The following is an 18,838-nucleotide window of genomic DNA, read 5'->3' on the forward strand; positions in this document are numbered from 1 at the left end:
AAGCCCTTGATCTTCTATCGCTTTTTCTTGCCATGAAAATGCTTGGTCGAGTCGCTACTGGTTGTCCTTTTCTTTTTGAAGGGCGTCTTTTGCTCCCTCCCACATCCCCGAGATGGCCCCCTTTGCAACTTCTGCGGATCTTTTCCCAAGCGCTATCGCCTCTTCGGCCATGGCGCGGGCTAGTTTGTCGGCGGTGTTCACGCTCGTTTTGACGGCTTCTTTTCCAGCTTTCTTCAGTCTTCCGGCGACTTTTTCCGCTGCGTGGCCGCTTTTTTCTCTTAGCACGGAAGTCGTTCTTTCAGTTTGTTCCACCAGATCGACCAATACTGTCTTTGCTGTTTCTCCGGAGCGTTTTGCCACCCTGCCGGCAGACTCCAGGAAAAGCTCCTCGATTGCTTCAAGGTCTTCCTTTGTCCGGGCAAGATCATCGTGGACAAATTCCTTAGTTTTGTCTCCAATAGACTCTACCGTTGACGCGATTCCCTTTTGGGCCCCTTCAAAGGCACCATGGGCAACATCCTTGACCTCTTGACCCACTTCCTCCGCGGCCTCCACTGCGCCGGACATGACCTTTTCGGCAATTTTCTTCACCCGGTCAGCGGTGAACCGGCTCTCTTTAAATGCCCTTTCCGTGGCATCCTTGGCAATCTGAGTCACGGTCTCTCTCACATTCTCGCCGGTTTCGATGGCCTGTTTGACCGCCTCCTTGACCGTCTCCCTGGTCAAACCTAATATTTCCGTACTATTCAGTTTGATGTCGGTCGCAACCGATTCGATCTGAGTTCGGATCTCTTCTGAAAATGTTTCGCCAGCGTCTTTTGTTCCCTGGAGGGCATCTTTGACAGATTGTGCCAGTTCGGCTTTTTCCGTTTCAAGTTTCGCTTCAAGTTCACGTATCTTTTTTCTGACAACATCGATAGCCTGATCCTTATGGACACGAACACCATCTACAGCTCCTTCCAGAGCAGCCTTGATATTCTCCGCGACATCTGTGTCGGCAGCCCTTAGTCCTTCCACGGCGGCGGACAGGGCATCGGCCACGATGGGCCGGATTTCTTCAGCGCCACCTTTGGCTTCCGACACGGCATCGGCCACCGCCTTTCTGATGATTTCATGAATCTTTTTCGATGTAATCTTTCCTGTCTCTTTAGCAATCTTTACTTCTTCACCAATACGGTCCTTCATTTTATTTTCCGACATGGTTTGTGCCTCCTTAAAATTTGATGATGTTGATGGTTACAAGCTGATTCTTCGCCTTACTTTGCGCGCTTTTTCCCACAATCTCAGACCGGACACCCATGCCCTCCATTTTTCAACCTCCAGTGATGCGTAATTGTTGAACATATTCAGTTCTTGCGCCCATACACTGGGAATGGTAAATTGTCGAATTATTTCCGGCCCGACCAACCTCCCCGCCTCGCGGTCCACCTCTTCCCGTGCGGCTGTCACCATAAAATGGAGGCGGTTCATCACGTTGACCTCGCTTGCCCCTGCATCCATGTCCAGTGAAAGTAGATTCAGATGAGGAAACATATCCCTGAGTTTGTTTTCCATGCCCCGCCCGGTGATGTGGTTGGCAATGCAGCCGAAGGGCTGGAGACAGACGATGTTGCCGATCCCTTCATTGAGCATGGCGATCATTTCAGCCGTAAGAAGCCATCCTTCGCCGAACTGATTGGCCAAACTGACTACCTCGCCGGTTATCGCTGCCAGTTTTCTTAGGTCATGAGCCTTTCTGTAAAAACGAAATTCCTGCATAATCCGCTCGATTTGGCCGACATGGTAATTTGAGTATATCTCCAGCAGTCTGTATTTGATACGATCCGCCAAAGAACGTTTAAAAAAGGCCTTTTGGTCGTAGGTCTCATTGATAAAGCGCTGGGCGAAAAAATTCTGTATAGGAGGAAGAACCACTTCCACCCCCTGGCCGGACAGCCAGTCGATGATATTTCCGTTGGAGAAGAAGTTATATTTAACGAAGATTTCTCCAACGACTCCGACTCTTGGGACAGTCTTGTCGTTGATCTCAACCCGGTTGAAGTCCGCCACGGCCTTTTTCAGAAGATTGAGAAGATAATAATAATCTGCATTCTCGATGCCTGTCTCCATTTCAAAGAGATATTTTTCATGCAGGTTCTTGGATGTCCCGGGCACCTTTTCCCTGACCATTATTGATAAATACATCCTGGCCAGGGGATCGGCGAAAATAATTCCCAAGCCCATCCGTTTTATCAGCCCCATTTTATCTATTTTAAACCACGGTTGTGCATTGATTTCCTCATTGGATATAGCGATTATCGGAACCTCATCTAGGCTGGCGGCGGCCAGTCCTTTTCTGATAAGCGACACGTAGGAGGATGCCCGGCATTGACCGCCGGTCTGGGTCATGACTACTGCGGTTTTTTCAGGATCGTACTTGCCTGATTGAAATGCCTTGATAATGTCGCCGGCTACCAGGACAGAGGGGTAGCACATATCGTTGTTGACGGTTTTAAGCCCCCATTCAACCGACCCCCTATCCTGGGGCGGAAGAACTTCAACCCGGTGACCGAAGGGCCTGAAAGCCGACGGGACCAGCGGTGAATAGAAGGGTGAAAAATAGGGGGCAATCAGGGTTCTCTTTCCGGCCCTGCCCACAACCGCCCGGCCCGTTTGCATTGTGCCGCCCCCTGCGTCCCTCGTTTTGCCGTTCTTTCCCTTCACCGCTTCCAGCATGGAGCGCAGTCTGATCCTGACGGCGCCCAGGTTGGCGATTTCATCCATTTTGATCAAGGTATGAATTTTCCCACCATGGCGCAGGATTTCTTTGACCTCATCGGCCGAAATCGCATCCGGCCCACAGCCGAAAGAGGTCAACTGAACCATTTGGGCATTCGCCGTGTTCGTTACCCACCTTGCCGCTGCGTACAGCCTGTTGGCATAGCTCCACTGGGTCAGGACATTGACATCTTCCAGAAAGACGGTATCTGCATTCAGGGTAAGCACGGTTTCACTGACGACGTCCACGCCGAGTTCCGTCAATACATCCGGAACACCGTGGTTGACAAGCGGGTCTGCATGGTAGGGTCGGCCGCAGAGGACAACGGTTGTCCGTCCCTCGGCCTCCGACCTGGCTATCAACGCTTCTGCCATGGACCTGAGTACCGTCTTGTAATTTGTTTGCGCCTTGACGCCCTTTTCAACACCTTCTGATATCGTGCGGTAATTGATTCCAAACCGCCTGAAGAACAGATAAAGCTGATCTTTCAGCAAACCGAAATCCTTAAAGCTGACAGGTGGATTGTCCAGGGGGATTTTGAATGTTTTCTCTGGATTGACAGCACTCTTCAATAGATCGGGATATCCGGTAACCACCGGGCAATTATAACTGTTTAAAGCATCTGCGTATTCTTCTTCCTCATAGACGACGGTCGGATAGAACAGCCTGTCGATGTTTTTCCCGGCAAGATCGAAAATATGCCCATGGGCAAGTTTGGCGGGGAAACAGATGTTTTCCGACATGACAGTGGAAGACCCCTTTTCATATAATTTGAAATTGGACTCGGACGAGAGAACCACCCTGAAGCCGCATGTGGTCAAAAAGGCGCACCAAAAGGGAAAGTTTTCATACATGTTCAGACAGCGGGGGATACCGTAGGTGAAAATCGGCTCGCCTTCGGGTTCCGTGTTTCGCTCAAACAGGAGCCTTATCTGATCATCAATCAGGTTCCTTCCTTTGCGTTGCACATCCGGATTGTTGCTGAAGCGCCGCTCGCATCGGTTCCCTGTATAAAAATGGTTTCCGTTGCTGAAAGTCAGTTTCAAAACCCTGCACTGGTTTTCACATCCCCGGCAGCGGATTTCCTTTTTTGAAAAACCACTTCCCATCACCAATTTCTCAAAAACCAGGTCGTCGGTCTCCCGTACCGGCCGATCCGGACCTTTCAGCGCTTCTTGCTGCGGAGCAACGGCCGCCACAACATGCGCACGATGATTTGAAAGGGCTGTCAGGGCCGCACCGTAGGCTCCCATCAGCTCGGAAATATCCGGTCTCATAACCTCCTTGTTCAGAAGCACCTCCAAGGCGCGTAATACGGCTGGATTTCGAAATGTTCCGCCCTGAACTACGATTTTGTTCCCCAGGACATCGACGTCCTTCAGCTTCAGCACTTTGTACAGAGCATTTTTGATAACCGAATACGCCAAACCTGCCGAAATGTCGCCGACCGTCGCCCCTTCCCGAAAGGCCTGCTTCACTTTGGAGTTCATGAAGATGGTGCAGCGGGTTCCCAGATCAAAAGGTGATTCGCTATCGCATGCAATCTCTGCGAATTCCTGGACACTATACCCTAGCGAACGGGCAAACGTCTCAATAAAGGAACCACATCCCGATGAGCAGGCCTCATTGATCTGAATTTCAGCCACGGCGTTGTCATGAATATAGATCGCCTTCATGTCCTGCCCGCCGATATCCAGAATAAAGGATACATCCGGCTCAAAGCGCCGCGCCGCCCGGTAATGCGCCATGGTCTCAACCAGGCCGTCGTCCAGCCCGAAGGCGGTTCTTATGAGACTTTCACCATAGCCGGTGGCCGCCGTTCTGACGATCCGCGGGTGAAATCCGGCGGAAACAAACTTTTTTCTGAATTCGGCCAGTCCCTTTTTTACCGCCTGGATGGGATCGCCGTTGTTGGAGCCGTAATAGCCCAGAACCAGTTTGCCTTTCTCATCGACAAGGACGATCTTGGTGGTGGTTGACCCCGAATCCACACCTAAAAAAAGACCTTTTCCTTTTGCCTCAGGCAGGTCAATCCTGGGAACCAGATTTCGCTCATGCCTTTTTTGCCATATTTCAAATTCGCAATTGCTTGCAAACAGGGGGGGCAGCCTTTTGGTGCCGCTGTTGGTTACACGGCTGACGCCTCTCTCGGACATGGATAAAAAATTGCTGATCCGGCCCCGACATGGTTTGCCATTGCGCACCATGGCCGCTCCCATGGCGGGAAGCAGTTCCGGATGATCCGGAATGACCAGGTCATCCGGATGCTCAATATTGAGCAGATTTGCAAAGGCTTTCCGCAGGATTGGATAAAATGTCAGCGGCCCGCCTCCGATCAGTATTTTTCTTTCCATATCCCGTCCACGGGACAAGGCGGTGATCACCTGAAGGGCGACCGAATGAAATATGGAAGCCGCCACATCTTCCCTGGATACATGGCGGCTCAGCAGGGCCTGGATGTCGGTTTTGGCGAAAACGCCGCACCGCGACGCAATCGGATAAATATTCGTGGCTTTTCCGGCCAGAACGTTCAGTCCCGCTACATCAACACCCAGGAGAACCGCCATTTGATCGATAAAAGCACCGGTCCCGCCGGCGCAACTTCCGTTCATCCGGATATCGGGGCGGCCACTGCTGTCAAAGAATATTATTTTGGAGTCTTCTCCGCCGATTTCGATAAATGTCCTGGCTTCGGGGAAAAACTTTTCGATGACGTGCGCGGAGGCCACCACTTCCTGCACGAACGGCAGGCCGAAGAATTCGGCCGCACCCATCCCCGCCGATCCGGTAACCGCCAAAGCAAGCTCCACGTCGCCAAGTTTCTCAAGGGCGTCATTAAAAATACGCCGTGTTGTTCCAACGGTTTTTCCCTGATGACGACAGTAGCGGGAAAATACCATGCCGCCCTCTTTATCCAGGATGACCGCCTTGGCTGTAGTTGAACCGATATCGATCCCGGCAAAATAGAGACTTTCTGCATGGTTCTTCATCTTTTTTCGTCTCCCGGTTCCGGATGAACGCAAAGGGCGGCCGCCTTTGCGGGTTTGTCTTGTTTCTTCATGCTCAGATAGTCCCTTGCAGAGCAAAAGGTATCCACCAGAGAAACCACCAGCGATTCCATATGGCGCGGCGGTATAACAGTAAGCGGCCACATGTGTTTTTTAATAATATCCGCTTCTTTTTCGGTAAGGCGGGTGATGCTGCGGGCGTTCTCAAGAGCGATAGTATGGTGCCGGAAACCGTGCAACCTGGGTCCGTCATGCAGCCAGTCATAATAGAAAAGATCGTGCAGCAACGCACCCCGGATAATCGCCCGGGTGTCTAGGGAAAGTCTTTTTCCCCAGCGAAAGCTCAGGCAGGCCACCTCCTCCACATGATCCAATCGGGTTTTCCCCCTGTGATGGTTATACTGCGCCAGTTTTGCAACCTCCGGCAGATCGAGAAGCGGCCTTGCCGTGTTGACGAATTCCGTCTCCATCAGAGTTTTCTCTTCCGGCGTCAGGCGGAGGAAACGCTCGGCTGCAACCGCCAGGAAATCCATCGACATGATTGAGATCGTTGCTCCGGCCACTATCCACTTGAAGACCGGTGAAAGCAGGACGAGCATGCTTTGATAGGGGGGCAAAACGGCATATTCAAAAGCGAAGGCCAGCAGTATCCAGTACAGGGAGAATTTTAGACAGATGTGCCCCCTATAATTAAATCTTTGGTCCGAATAGTCCCACAGACGGATCTGGAAAAAGTATTGAGCAACCAATCCGGAGCCGAATTCGAGTCCGGTTGTGATTATGAAATAAGCGAAGGCCTTGGTTCCCCAATTGGATTCCTGCAGCAATGAAACCGCTGTCATAAGCATCACTGCGCCGGCACCGTAAAGGATGAGATACGGCCCCTTCAAGAGGCCGGGATTGACGAACCGTTTGTCACGCACGGAACGATAGGAGACCTCCAGCATCCATCCAAGAATGGAAAAAAAGGAGAAAGAAAAGAAGAAGTTTACAACATCGGCCGTCATTTTGCTCTACTCCGGTGAACCAGCGAATACATTAGCGGCACCAGAATCAATGTCACAAGGCCGCTGATCGACAGTCCCCCAATGACCGTGATGCCCAGTGCATTCCATATTTCAGAGCCTTCCCCTCTGGAAAGGGCTAATGGGACCATGCCGAATATGGTGGTCAAACTCGTCATGAGCACCGGCCTCAGGCGTGTTTTTCCTCCCGTGACCACCGCTTCGTTTAGCGTCATCCCACCTACTCTCAGTTGCTTGGTATAATCCACGAGCACAATGGCGTTCTTTACAACAATGCCCATGAGCATGATTACCCCGATGAAGCTCATCAGGTTGAGCGGAGTGGCCGTGGCAACGAAGGCCCATATCACTCCGGCGAAGGCGAAAGGAACCGAAAACATGATGATGAATGGATCAACGAAATCCTCGAACTCCCCTGCCATGACCATGTAGACAAGGACTATTCCCAGAATCAAAAGGAGGGTCAGGTCGCGGAACGCTTTTCGCTGTTCCTCCACCTCCCCGCCCCATTCGATGGAAACGCCGGGAGGCAGGTCAAGAGAGGCCATCTTTTCTCGAACATCCCGTACCACATCCCCCAGAACCCTGCCCTGGACGCCCGCCTGAACCTTTGTGACGCGGGTCCTGTTTTTCCGGTCGATCTCAACAGGCCCAAAGGTTTCACGAACAGACGCGACGTTTCGGAGCTTAATGGTCTGACCGGTCAGGGTGGTGATGGGGGTTTCCCCGATTTCACGAATCGTTTTCCGCTGGTCCTTTTTCAGTCGCAACTCGATGTCGAAGTCGTCACCCGCCTCCCGGAACTTCGTATCATCGAATCCATAGTAGTTGGTCCTCAATGCGTCGGCGACAAGCGCCACATTCAATCCCAGGGATGCCGCCTTATCCCGGTCAAGACAAATCCGCACTTCCGGCCGTGGTCTCTTTCTGCTGACAGAGACATCCACTGCGCCGGGTGTGGTTTCCACGATGCGCTGGATCTTTGCGGCGGCTTTGTCGGTCGTCTCGATATCATGGCCCAGAATATCGATGCTGATAGGCCGGCCCCCTCCCAGGAACGCCTTTTGGATGGCGCTTACGGCGCTTGCGGAAAACTTCTCAACGCCCGGCAGTTTTATGACCTGCTCACGAAGCTCCGAAGCGATCTCCTTGGCATGGCGACTCCGTTCTTTTTTATCAATGAGACGCCCTCCGATGCGACCGATGCCGGTTCCCTCTTCAAAACCGAGGGCTGTTAAAAAACCTTTCTTGGTCTGACCTGCCAGGGCATAGGAGGCTTCCATTTCCGGAATGGCGTTCACCGCGTTGAGCATTTCTTCCGTGGTTCCGGCCGTGACCTCCACTCGGGTGCCCTGCGCCATCTCCAAGACCACCTCCACTTCCCCGGAATCCACTTCGGGAAAAAATTCCGTACCGACCAAAGGAATCAGTGCCAGACTGCCGATAAATACAATAACTATAAGTGAAAGCAAAATGTTACGGTGCCTTAGTCCCCATCCCAGGACGTGAGAATAACCGGCTTCGATTTCATTCAGCAAACGCTCGCTCCATACAAATACCGGATTGAGCTTTCTTTGGTCCCGTGAACGGAGCAAACGGGAAGCAGCCATGGGGGTCAACGTCAATGAAATGAAAAGCGAGGCCAGAATCGTAATCAAGATTATGAACGCCAACTGACCAAAGATGATGCCGGCGATCCCTTTCACTAAGAGAAGAGGGGCGAAGACAGCTACAATGGTCAATGTTGATGCAGCTACCGCCATACCCACTTCCGATGTTCCCTCCACGGCGGCCAACCGCGGAGGCTTGCCATCGTCCACATGCCGTACGATGTTTTCAAGTACGACGATGGCGTCGTCCACCACCATTCCCACGGCAATGGCAAGACTCATCAGGGAAATGACGTTGATGGTATAATTCATGACGAAAAGGCCGATAAAGGCGATGATAATCGAAAAAGGAATTGCCATTGAGACGACCAGGCTGGTGCGAAACCGCCGAAGAAACAGGAAACAGACGACAATGACCAAAAGACCTCCGACGACGGCGGCTTCGGTCAAACTATTGATCATCGCATAAATGTGATCGGAGTTATCCAGAATCCCGTGGATTTCGATATCCGCCGGCACTTCGGTCTTCAGTGTCTTGAGGCGATCTTTTATGGCTTCGATCACGTTGACGGTGTTGGTCCCGGACTGCTTCTGAATAATCAAGGCAATCGCAGGAAGCTTGCCGGAACGCGCCCACTCCTGCGGCTCCTCAAAGGCATCGGTGACCGTGGCCACATCTCTGAGCCGCACAAGCGCGTCGCCGTTGCTTCCGATCACCGTATTTGCGATTTCCGCTGCATCCCGATAGCGCCCCGCCACTCTGATTTGGAGTTCATTCCTCCCGATCTTGACGGTGCCCACCGGAAGGTTCAGGTTTTCAGCGGCGAGAACATTTCTGATCTGCTGGACGGAAATGTGATAAGCATCTATTGCTTCGCGGTCGAAATGCACATTGATCTGTCTTTCCTGACCGCCGATATAGACGACAGCGCCCACGCCGGGCACACGCTTCAACGGATCGGCGATTTGCTTGTCCACAATTCTGTAAAGATCGGGACTGCTTTCTTCCGCCGTCACTGTCATGACGAGCACCGGCACCATGGAACTGCTGAACTTGAAGATAAAGGGGTCTTCCGCTCCATCGGCAAGGTCCGGCTTGGCAAGATCGATCTTCTCCCGGATATCGTTGACCGCAACATCCAGGTCGGTGCCCCAGTTGAATATGCAATTGACGATGGCGATGTTGTCTTTTGACTTTGACTCCAGCCGGTCGAGATTCGGTGTGGTTGAAAGCTGGTCTTCCAGGTACTTGGTCACCTCCGACTCAACATCCGTGGCGGAAGCCCCCGGATAGAGTGTGATGACACTCACGGCCGGAGGTTCAATATCCGGTAACAAGTCGAGGTTGAGCCTGAAAAAAGCCACGCAACCCAGCAATGTAATGGCAGCGAAAACCATAACGGTCGTGACCGGCCTGCGGACGGATATCTCCGGTAATTTCATTTCTGTTCCCCTTGCTTGTCGTCACCGTCAGCTTCAAAAAAGTCGACTTCCGTCTTAAGGTCCCGAAGGCATTTGCTTTGCTCGTGCGAACATATCCTGGCCCAGGCAATAACGCTGATCCAACCTGCTGCGACAAGAGAAAGGATAGCGGCGGTTTTTCCATGAAAATGGGTTGTGATGGCCCAGATTGCCAGTGCCCCAGATGTGATTCCAACAGTCAGCCAGACGAATAGATGGCAAGTGCACGGATCACGATCAGGGACCGGAGGAGAGAACCAAATCCGTTCCCCGATCTCAGTCCGTTCGAATTCTGCGTCATCAAGGTTTGTTTCAATTATCCTGTTCTTGAACTTGACAACGACAATCTTCCTTTCGGGCCGTCCACTGAATGATTCCATTCTTTTTTTCTCGATCACTTCTCCTTTGACCCTCAGAGAACGCAGACGATCAACGAGGCGTTTTTCTTGTAACTGACAAATATTAATTCCCATCTTCCGTCCTCCCCGGTAAAAAACCTCCTGGTAAATCTCTTTTGGCAGCACATTTCCATCTTTCTTTGAGCTGCGCCATGGCTTCTCGGTATCCCTCGGCAATGGCCTCCTCGGCCCGATGGAATTCGAGAAAACGAATATCCCCCAGCTTTGGCCGAATCAGCAGATCGGGCGGATCGGTTGCCAATCTTGTCGCGGTGATCTGCACTTCCATAATATTGATTGCAGTCGTCAACACATCAAAAATATTTGGCACGGGGTCCCTTTGCAGCCACTGGCGCACTTGCGATAACGCGGGCGAATCGAATTCGCTGAGCCTGTTGGTCAGAGCCTGCGCGATTCTCCATTTTGCGGGCTGGGGCTGATCAACCGCAGCTTTTAATGAAGGAGCAACCGGGTCGATGCTGCCTGCACTCCTTTTGTCGACGATGTCATGGTTCAAATCAACAGCGATGACGTAATCCGCTCCCATTTCCCTGACAGCGCTCACCGGCACGGGGTTGACCAGCCCCCCATCCACCAGAAAGCCGCCGTTTTTCCTGACCGGCGTGAAAATGCCCGGAACCGAGATGCTCGCGCGGATTGCCTCTATGAGGTCCCCTTTGTTCAACACGACCTCACGACCCGTGGCCAAGTCGGTGGCAACCGCGCAATAGCGGAGAGGTAATTCTTCAATGTTCATTTCTCGAACATGAGAACGAAAGAAATCGCTGATCTTCTTTCCATCAATGAGTCCCGACCTCGGAAAAGTTACATCCAGGAAGGAAACAATCTGTTTCCAGTCGAGCTGACGGGCAAAATCTTCCAGCACATCCATTTTGCCAAGGGCACATGCGGCCCCTACCAACGAACCAATGCTGGTGCCGGCGACGTACCTGATTTCTTTTCCTGCCTCAGCTATTGCCCGTAGTACACCGATATGAGACCATCCCCGTGCGGAGCCGCTACCCAGAGCCAGGCCAATATTTTTCGGAAAACCTGAGTTATCGTCCGACATGTTCACCGCCGTTCTTCTTGAAAAGTTGTCCCCCAGAGTTATCCGTCCCATTCTTGTTCAAAATATCTTGCACGCTTACCTCCATGCCTGACTGCAAACGCCCCGCTCCGCTGGTAACCACTTTGTTGTTCTCCACCAGGCCGTCCATCACTTCGGCATATTGGTCATCCATGGCACTAATTTCGACCGTTCGCTTATGGGCCTTATTTTCTTCCACCACAAAAACGTAATAGGTGCCGCTGCCGGGGAGGCGTTGCAAGGCTTCACGGGGAACGGCAAGGGACCTTCTTTTCTCTGCCGAAAGCTTCACCCTGGCATACATTCCGTCCACCAACTTCCCGGACGGATTCGGCACCTCGATTCTCATGCGGAAAGTACGCGTCTTTCGGTCCACCAATGGATTGACAACGGTTACTTTCCCTGAATACTCATGTCCCGGGAAGGCGTCTGTCGTGATCAGCGCAACAGTTCCAACGACAATCCGGCCAATGTCTGCTTCCGGCAAATCGACATCCAGGTTCAGAGATGTTTGGTCCACGATTAGCAGAAGTCGGCCGCCGGGAGCGACCGCCTGACCGATTTCCACATTTCTCTCCACGACAGTGCCGCCGATAGGCGATCGGATATCTGCATCCTTGAGATGTTCCAGCGCTGTCTCCAAGGCGGCCTTTGCTTGGTCCCTCTGTGCTCTGGCGTAGAACACCGCTTCCTTGGCGCTTTTAAAGGCCGCTTCTGATGCATCAAAGCGACTTTGCGGAATCACTTTTTCCTTCAGCAGTTCGATTGCGCGGCGGTATTCTTTCTCGGCCTGTTCAAACTGGGCTTCAGCCTGCGGAACTGCTGCTTCCGCTGCTGCTAGCGCCGCCCGGGCCTGCTTGACGCCGAGATCATAGTTTGTTCTGTCCAGTTTTATAATGACCTCACCGGCATTGACGCGCTCACCGATATCAACCAGAACCCGGCTCACCGTTCCTGCCACCTTGGGGCTTAGCGGACTCATTTCTCGGGCTTTCAAGGTGCCGACGGCGCTGATTTCATCAGCGAATTCGTGCGGGACAACAGATGCGATTGTGACAGGCAACGCCTTGCTCGCCGTGTTCGGATCTTCATCTTTTTGCCATTGCTTCCTGGAAACTTGGACAGCCAAGAACGCAATAACAGCAGCCGCAATAGCAATGGATATATAGACTCCTCTTCGTCTCATTCGGCAGACTCCTTTTCCTTGATATCAGGCGGCTCTATCACCATTACGCCCACCGCTCGATGAAGGGCGGCAAGGGCAACGTTGTAATCAAAAAGAGCCTGCGTGTGATTCGCTTCAGCTCGACTTAAGGCCGTACGGACGTCCAGCACATCGGTATTTGTGCCTTCTCCTGCCCGGTAGCTGGCTCTTGCCAGGCGGTAAGCCTCCCTGGCTGTCTTCAGTGCACTCTCAGCCGCATCGATATTCTTTTCTGCTTTTCCGAGGTCCAGGAAGGCTTGGCGCACTTCAAGACGAATGCGATCTGTCGTTTTATCTCGCTGGATTTTTACCTGAGCCCGTTGCGATCCCGCCTCTCTGACCTTGGCAGCGGTTTTCCCCCAATTCCAGAGGGGAAGCTGTGCCCCTATTCCAACCGTCCAGTGGTCACCGCCTTCCAGATCCCGAAAATCGCCTTCCATATATTCGTAACGCCCTTCCAGGGCAATGGTAGGCAGGTATTCCCCCCTGGCCGCTTTAAGCGCCTGTTCCGCAGCTGCCATTTTGGAATCCATTGCAGACAGTTCGGGACGTTGCGAAAGGGCCAACTCGGTGAGAGACGAAAGATCCGCCCCCGGCCCGGGCGACCGCACCAAGGCTTCCGTCAAACGGACTGATTCTTCAAGGGGCATGCTTAGCAAGTTCTTAAGTGCAGAATATGCCAGGTCGACGGCGTTGTCAGCGCCATTCAGATCTTTGCGGGCATTGGCAAGTTCCGTTCGGGTGCGAAGCAGGTCAATTTCCGGATTCGCCCCTTTCTCCACCAGAATCGCCACGTCATGTTCATGCACCTCAAGAAGATCGACGGCCTCCACGGCAACACCTTGAAACGCTTCGGCCAACTGTGCGGTCCGATAAGCGCGTGTAACCTGGAAAACGACTTCCTCTTCAACAGCCCTGTTCTCTTGAGCTTGAGCGTCTCGTGAATACTGGGATGCCTTGCGCGCCGCATTCAATCGCCCTCCCGTGAAAATGGGCTGCCGGATGACGAGCCCCGCCTTGTATTGATCACGATCCATGAAGGTCAATGATTGCGGCCCCATTGCAAAACTCAACTCCTCGTCCAGTCGTGTATAGGAAGCCTCCGCCCCCAAAAATGGGAGCATAGCCGATCTGGCCTGAGTTATCTTTGTATCGGCTTGAGTCAGGGCTTCCCGTGTAAGGCGGATATCGTAATTCTGTTGCAACGCTATTTTCAGGCAATCGCTTAACGACAGGTGTATATTGCCATCTTTTTCGAGCTTGCGAAGCGCCTCAACGGGAGCAGAAGGACGGTTGCCTGCTATTTCCGGCGATTGTTCGGCGATTGCATCGGAATGGCCGTGCAACGGCTCGGCGGCAGCGCTAATAGAAACACAACCCGCTGTCAGCAGCAATCCACCTCCCACCAGAAGCATAACCATGGTGCGAGCTGTTATCCTTAAGGCTTTTTTCATTCGGCCATCACCCCTTTGAGAAACATGTCCCTGATCACCGGGGCATTCGCCTCGTATGAATGCTGTTCCGGATCTTCCAGCCAACAGAAGAGAAAAGCGTTGGTGAGCCCCTCCAGGGCCACGGCCATATAGTAGGGGCTCAGATCGCGAAGCACGTTTTTGCGAATACCTTTTTCCAGTGTCGAAGCCAGTTGCTCTACCAGTTCGTCATAAAGCTTGCGAATGTCCTGATCGAGACCAGCCTTGATGTTGAAACTCGCCCCCCGCGTTTCAGCAAAATAGAGCCGCAACGTGGCAACGTCATCGGCAAAGATACCCGCTTTAGCGGAAATGTAGTCTTTGAGAATAGTCAGTACGTCACCTTCCCTCGAAAGGACTCCGCTCAGGGTATGATGATATTCCGCTGCCTTTTCCATCATGAGGGCCTTGTAGAGGTGCTCCTTGTTCTTGAAGAATTTGTAAAGCGTTCCGATGGCAAACTCTGCTCTTTTTGCAATCTCGTGCATGGATACGTTGTGGTATCCTTTCTTCGAGAAAAGCTCGAGTGCAGCGGCAAGCATCTGCCGACGATGTCTGCGTTTTTCTCTTTCCCGACGTGGGAGCTTCTCATCTTGCATTACTCGACCTCCATATGCTTGGGCGGTATCAGATACTGCTAAAAATCAGCAAATTCTATAATATGACATCTGCTTCAGATTATAGAACAAGATGTTCCCGTGTCAAGCAGAAATGTAAAAAATATCTCATATTTTCCTATGGAATAGAACCTCGGGCAGAGATAATGTGCGGCATGGGTTTCTATTAGGGTATACGGTTCTTGACCAGCTTCGCCCACATCTTGCGCTGGCGGTGCCAATGGGCGACGGCGGTGATGGGGCGGACATCCCTCTCACGGATTGGATCACGGCCTTTGACCGTGCGGGGCAGAAACAGGAGCGCTTCCTGAATGTCGGGGGCCAGGTTGAGCAGGTTCATGATCTGCGTGATCCTGGCCCGCGTCACGTAACCGAGTCGCGCCAGATCCGCATAATCACGCACTTCACCGCTGCCCACCAGCCCGTTGTAGCGAATCGCCAGAGCCATCAGGCGCGAGATGCGGGGTAGGGACCGAGTCTTCGATGAAATAGAGGTTAACCGAGCGTATCGGAAACGGTATCGGGATTTCAATTCTGATGACGGGGCCCATCAGCTTTCACGCCCCCCAACACAACCAGGGCATCCACCGCAACAGGTTTGTTCCCGAAGATGATGACCGGGTTGATATCTATCTCTTTCACTGATTCATTTTCAAGGCCGATCTGACCCATTTTAATCAGAATATCGGAAAGCATGTCGAGATCTGCCGCCTCCATACCACGCACCGCCTCCAGGATCTTATGCCCTTTTATGTCCTTCATCATCTCTAAGGCATCCCTCTTTTCCAGAGGGGCCACGCGAAACGATATATCCTTCAGGATTTCCGTAAAAATCCCCCCCAGCCCGAACATGACGCACGGACCGAACTGGGGATCACGGCTAAGCCCGATGACCAGCTCCCGATGACCTTTCACCATCTCCTGCACCAGAACACTCGTACCGGTCCCCATCCGAGCACAGATCTCATCAAAGGCTGAAACGGCCTCTTCCTTGCTCCGTAAATCCAATTTGATCAAACCTTTTTCCGTCTTGTGAGCGATATCCGATGAACATCCCTTCAAAACAAGCGGATAGCCGATTTCCCGGGTTGCATCTATGAGACCCTTCAGATCTTTTACCAATAACTCCTTCGTAACGGGTATCCCATAGGCAGATAGCACCTGTTTAGATTCGTATTCTGAAAGAGTGCTTTGTCCTTCCTCTAAGGCCTTTTCTATAATCTTCATTGGTTCTTCCTCCACATAGGGAACAAACCACGGGCACTCTCCACAGGGTCATTGAAAATGGAAATGCCCGGTGCATCCATTCCTTGTAATGCCTTCTCATTTATTCACATAAATATTGACGCTCTCTCCGCCCGGAGACATGATTCTGAGTCCGGCATGCGCCAGGCTCTCTAATTCATCTTCCCCGGGGAAGATCAGGAACTGCCCCAAGAAACGAACCCTGTTCCGTATCTCGGTTACAACCGTTCTTGCGCGGCAAAGGTTGCCGGTCAACACAACGGCATGTATTCGTCCATCGAGCACTGCGGCCATGGAACATATGTCCTTGCTGATTTGATATCCCATAGCCTTTAACACCACCAAAGCCTCTTCATCGCCATTGTCAGCGCGCCGTTCAATGGCGGCGATGTCATGGGTACCGAGGTAAGAGTGGACGCCCCCCTGCCCAAACAGCCTCCGTCCCAGTTCCTCCTGAGTCAATTGTCCTGAAAAACACAGTTTCAAAACTCCCTGAAGAGGCAATCCCCCTGTGCGCTGCGGGGTAAAGGGGCCTTCATCGAGTCCGTGTGTTCCATCGATAATGCGGCCCTTTTCGTGGGCCCCGATTGTAATCCCGCCTCCGAGATGGGCCACGATAAAATTTCCTTGTTCGTAAGGAACACCCAGTTCTCGTGCAGCCTTTCGGCCTGCCGACTTCTGGCTCAATACATGAAATGCCGCTCCCCGCTCCATGCCTTTAAGGCCTGAAAAGCGGGCCAACTGAATCAACTCATCCGACACCGGCGAGTCATAGATGATTGCCTTTGTCCCGTATCTATCGGCAATGGATGAGGCAATGCATGGACCGATATTGCAAGGATGCCATCCATAGTCCCCTGAACGAAGGTCACGAAGCATGGCATCATTAACGTAGTACGCGCCACCTTGGACCGGCCGGGTCAGACCTCCACGGCTCACCACCAGGCTTAGGCCGTCAAGTTCCTTGAGCCACCCATGCAAGACGCTTGTCACGACCTCGTCATGGAACTTAAGCCATTCGTCATAACTATGGAGGCGGGACAACCTTTCAGGAGCATGCTCTACGCTTTCCCTGAGAAGGGCATCATGATCGAGGAAAAGCGCCAGTTTGGTGGAGGTTGAACCGATATCGATGACCAGTATTTTGGACATGAAGTGGGCCTTTAAAGCAAGCACCCCAGGGCCAGGTTGACCAGCCATGATTCAGGGGGCTCCAGGATGGAACGTACTACCAGGGGGACCTTAGCGCCTGCCAGAACTCCAGCGATTGGGCATCGGCCCACCCAGCCTAGGAATTGCACTGTCAGGTTGGCCGACTCCAGATCAGGGAAAAGGTAGATATCCACATCCCCGGGAACCGGGCTGTTGATCCCTTTGTGCCTGGCCGCGGATGTGGATTCGGCGTTGTCCATGGCCAAAGGACCTTCAATGACGGCATCACCGAACTGGCCACGTTCCGACATCTTGGAGAGAAGCGCGGCGTCCAGTGTGGAAGGGAGCGCCGGATTAACCAATTCAAGAGCAGAAAGCGCAGCGATTTTAGGTCGCTGAATGCCGAGGGCCTTGGCCACCCGGATGGCATTTTCCACAATGGCGATCTTTTCCCTGAACCCGGGTTGATTGTTGATCAACGTATCGGTCAAGAGCGTCAGCTGGCCGTCTTTGGGGGCAATCATAATGCTCACATAACTCAACATATGCCCATGATTATAGTCCGTTTTCTTATCGGCAATCAGGGAGAAAAACCCGGCATCCAAGGGACCTGTATCCAGCAGAAATCCTGGCTCTTCGGCCTGTGCCAGGCTCAGGGCCTCCTGCCTTGCTTCCCGGATATCGGCAGAGGGACAGAGAACCTTGATTTCGGAGGCCATGCCGGTGAAGGCACTGCCGCATGCAAGCGGTTCAACCCATCCCCTTTCGCGGGCCTTGAGAACAGAGCTCACGGCAACGGGGTCCAGCTGGCCGGAGATGTATAGCTTCTTCCTCCCCTTTTGGCATGCGGCATTCATTATTTTTCCAAAATCGCCGCTCACGCCGCTCCTCCACTGGCTGACGCGGCCAGGACCAGACCAAAGGCCAGATTGGTCATGCGCGTCTCATATCGATCTGAACGGGAAGGAGTCAGCATAAAGATCCCGCCACCTACGGTTACACATTGACGAATGCCCATAATCAGGTGGTCAATGGTCTTGACCAAAATGTTTCCCGTGTCGATATTGGGAACAATCAATATGTCAGGAAATCCTCCATCTTGCACTGTTCCGTCTCGGAAGACGTCGTAAAGATTGTTGGCGCTCAGTATTTCACATTCGCCAAGCCCACCTTCCAACGCTGATTGTCTGATCGCAATACCGTCTTTGATAGAACCAGGCGGATCGCCGTGGACGGGCGAAACTGCGAAGACCATCACGCGGGGCCGTTTGCAGCCTAGCCGTTGCAAGACGCTTACGGCGTTGGCCAGTATCCTTTCCTTCAATTTGAGATCAGGAAGGATGTTCACCCCTGGATCGGTAATGACGAAGATCTTGTCAATGCCCGTGACCTCGTGAAAACAGAGCGTGCAGGGCACCTGGTCCGGCGTCAATTGTCTTGTGGTACGGATCAATGCCCTGTACAGATAGGTCGTCAGGATATTGCCTTTGACGACAAAGGCCAGTTTGCCGGTTTTTACCATATCTATACAGAGGTCAGCAGCCTCTTGTGGGTCTTCTTGATCAATAATTTCCATGTTCTCGATCGGAAGGTCGATCTCATTGGCTACAGACTCGATGCGCTGACGATTGCCAACCAGCACGGGTTCTATCAAACCCTCCTTTGCCCCATCTCTTGCGGCCCGCATCACATCGGGGTCATCGGGAAAGAGCACGGCCACTTTACGAGGACCGATTTCTTTTGCCTTGGCCACTATTTCTTTGAAGTTGCGATACATCGGCTCCCCTTTTTTGTAGAC

The 18,838-nt window shown here is 52.5% G+C and carries 14 protein-coding genes; all 14 read right to left on the reverse strand.

What is annotated here, in order from left to right; genetic code table 11:
- Positions 1-54 precede the first annotated feature (54 nt).
- The 14 genes from GN111_RS25275 to GN111_RS25340 all read right to left on the reverse strand — a co-directional run bounded on the left by GN111_RS25275 (position 55) and on the right by GN111_RS25340 (position 18,817).
- Positions 55-1,041 carry a DUF6781 family protein gene (locus GN111_RS25275; protein WP_155306419.1) on the reverse strand — a complete coding sequence of 329 codons (987 nt, stop codon included), beginning with the start codon at positions 1,039-1,041 and terminating at the stop codon, positions 55-57.
- Positions 1,042-1,236: 195 nt separating this feature from the next.
- On the reverse strand, positions 1,237-5,748 hold the full coding sequence (locus tag GN111_RS25280) for an acyl-CoA dehydratase activase (protein WP_155306420.1): 4,512 nt from the start codon (positions 5,746-5,748) through the stop codon (positions 1,237-1,239).
- The gene (locus tag GN111_RS25285; protein WP_155306421.1) at positions 5,745-6,773 is read right to left on the reverse strand and encodes a putative ABC transporter permease; all 1,029 of its coding nucleotides are present in this window, start codon (positions 6,771-6,773) and stop codon (positions 5,745-5,747) included. The genes GN111_RS25280 and GN111_RS25285 overlap by 4 nt, the downstream gene beginning before the upstream one ends.
- Positions 6,770-9,844, reverse strand: a complete 3,075-nt coding sequence (locus GN111_RS25290; protein ID WP_155306422.1) for an efflux RND transporter permease subunit — start codon at positions 9,842-9,844, stop codon at positions 6,770-6,772. The genes GN111_RS25285 and GN111_RS25290 overlap by 4 nt, the downstream gene beginning before the upstream one ends.
- Positions 9,841-10,335 (reverse strand): hypothetical protein, encoded by a 495-nt coding sequence (locus GN111_RS25295; protein WP_155306423.1) that lies wholly within the window; start codon positions 10,333-10,335, stop codon positions 9,841-9,843. The genes GN111_RS25290 and GN111_RS25295 overlap by 4 nt, the downstream gene beginning before the upstream one ends.
- A complete protein-coding gene (locus tag GN111_RS25300) occupies positions 10,325-11,332 on the reverse strand; it encodes a patatin-like phospholipase family protein (RefSeq protein ID WP_155306424.1) in 1,008 nt (335 codons plus the stop codon). Before GN111_RS25300 ends, GN111_RS25295 begins: the two co-directional genes overlap by 11 nt.
- Positions 11,319-12,536, reverse strand: a complete 1,218-nt coding sequence (locus tag GN111_RS25305; RefSeq protein ID WP_155306425.1) for an efflux RND transporter periplasmic adaptor subunit — start codon at positions 12,534-12,536, stop codon at positions 11,319-11,321. The genes GN111_RS25300 and GN111_RS25305 overlap by 14 nt, the downstream gene beginning before the upstream one ends.
- Complete coding sequence (locus tag GN111_RS25310) at positions 12,533-14,008, reverse strand: TolC family protein (RefSeq protein WP_155306426.1); 1,476 nt, start codon at positions 14,006-14,008, stop codon at positions 12,533-12,535. The genes GN111_RS25305 and GN111_RS25310 overlap by 4 nt, the downstream gene beginning before the upstream one ends.
- Positions 14,005-14,625, reverse strand: coding sequence for a TetR/AcrR family transcriptional regulator (locus GN111_RS25315; protein WP_155306427.1), 621 nt, complete (start codon positions 14,623-14,625; stop codon positions 14,005-14,007). The genes GN111_RS25310 and GN111_RS25315 overlap by 4 nt, the downstream gene beginning before the upstream one ends.
- A gap of 184 nt (positions 14,626-14,809) precedes the next feature.
- Positions 14,810-15,091, reverse strand: coding sequence for a hypothetical protein (locus GN111_RS25320; protein ID WP_176603302.1), 282 nt, complete (start codon positions 15,089-15,091; stop codon positions 14,810-14,812).
- Positions 15,092-15,171: 80 nt separating this feature from the next.
- On the reverse strand, positions 15,172-15,870 hold the full coding sequence (locus tag GN111_RS25325; protein WP_155306428.1) for an acetate--CoA ligase family protein: 699 nt from the start codon (positions 15,868-15,870) through the stop codon (positions 15,172-15,174).
- A 96-nt stretch (positions 15,871-15,966) separates the two neighbouring features.
- Positions 15,967-17,040, reverse strand: coding sequence for a butyrate kinase (gene buk / locus GN111_RS25330; RefSeq protein WP_170302464.1), 1,074 nt, complete (start codon positions 17,038-17,040; stop codon positions 15,967-15,969).
- A gap of 11 nt (positions 17,041-17,051) precedes the next feature.
- A complete protein-coding gene (locus tag GN111_RS25335; protein ID WP_155306430.1) occupies positions 17,052-17,897 on the reverse strand; it encodes a phosphate acyltransferase in 846 nt (281 codons plus the stop codon).
- Between the two features lie 20 nt (positions 17,898-17,917).
- A complete protein-coding gene (locus GN111_RS25340) occupies positions 17,918-18,817 on the reverse strand; it encodes a phosphate acyltransferase (protein ID WP_155306431.1) in 900 nt (299 codons plus the stop codon).
- Between the last annotated feature and the right edge of the window lie 21 nt (positions 18,818-18,838).

This window comes from Desulfosarcina widdelii (genome assembly GCF_009688965.1).
Lineage (GTDB): Bacteria > Desulfobacterota > Desulfobacteria > Desulfobacterales > Desulfosarcinaceae > Desulfosarcina > Desulfosarcina widdelii.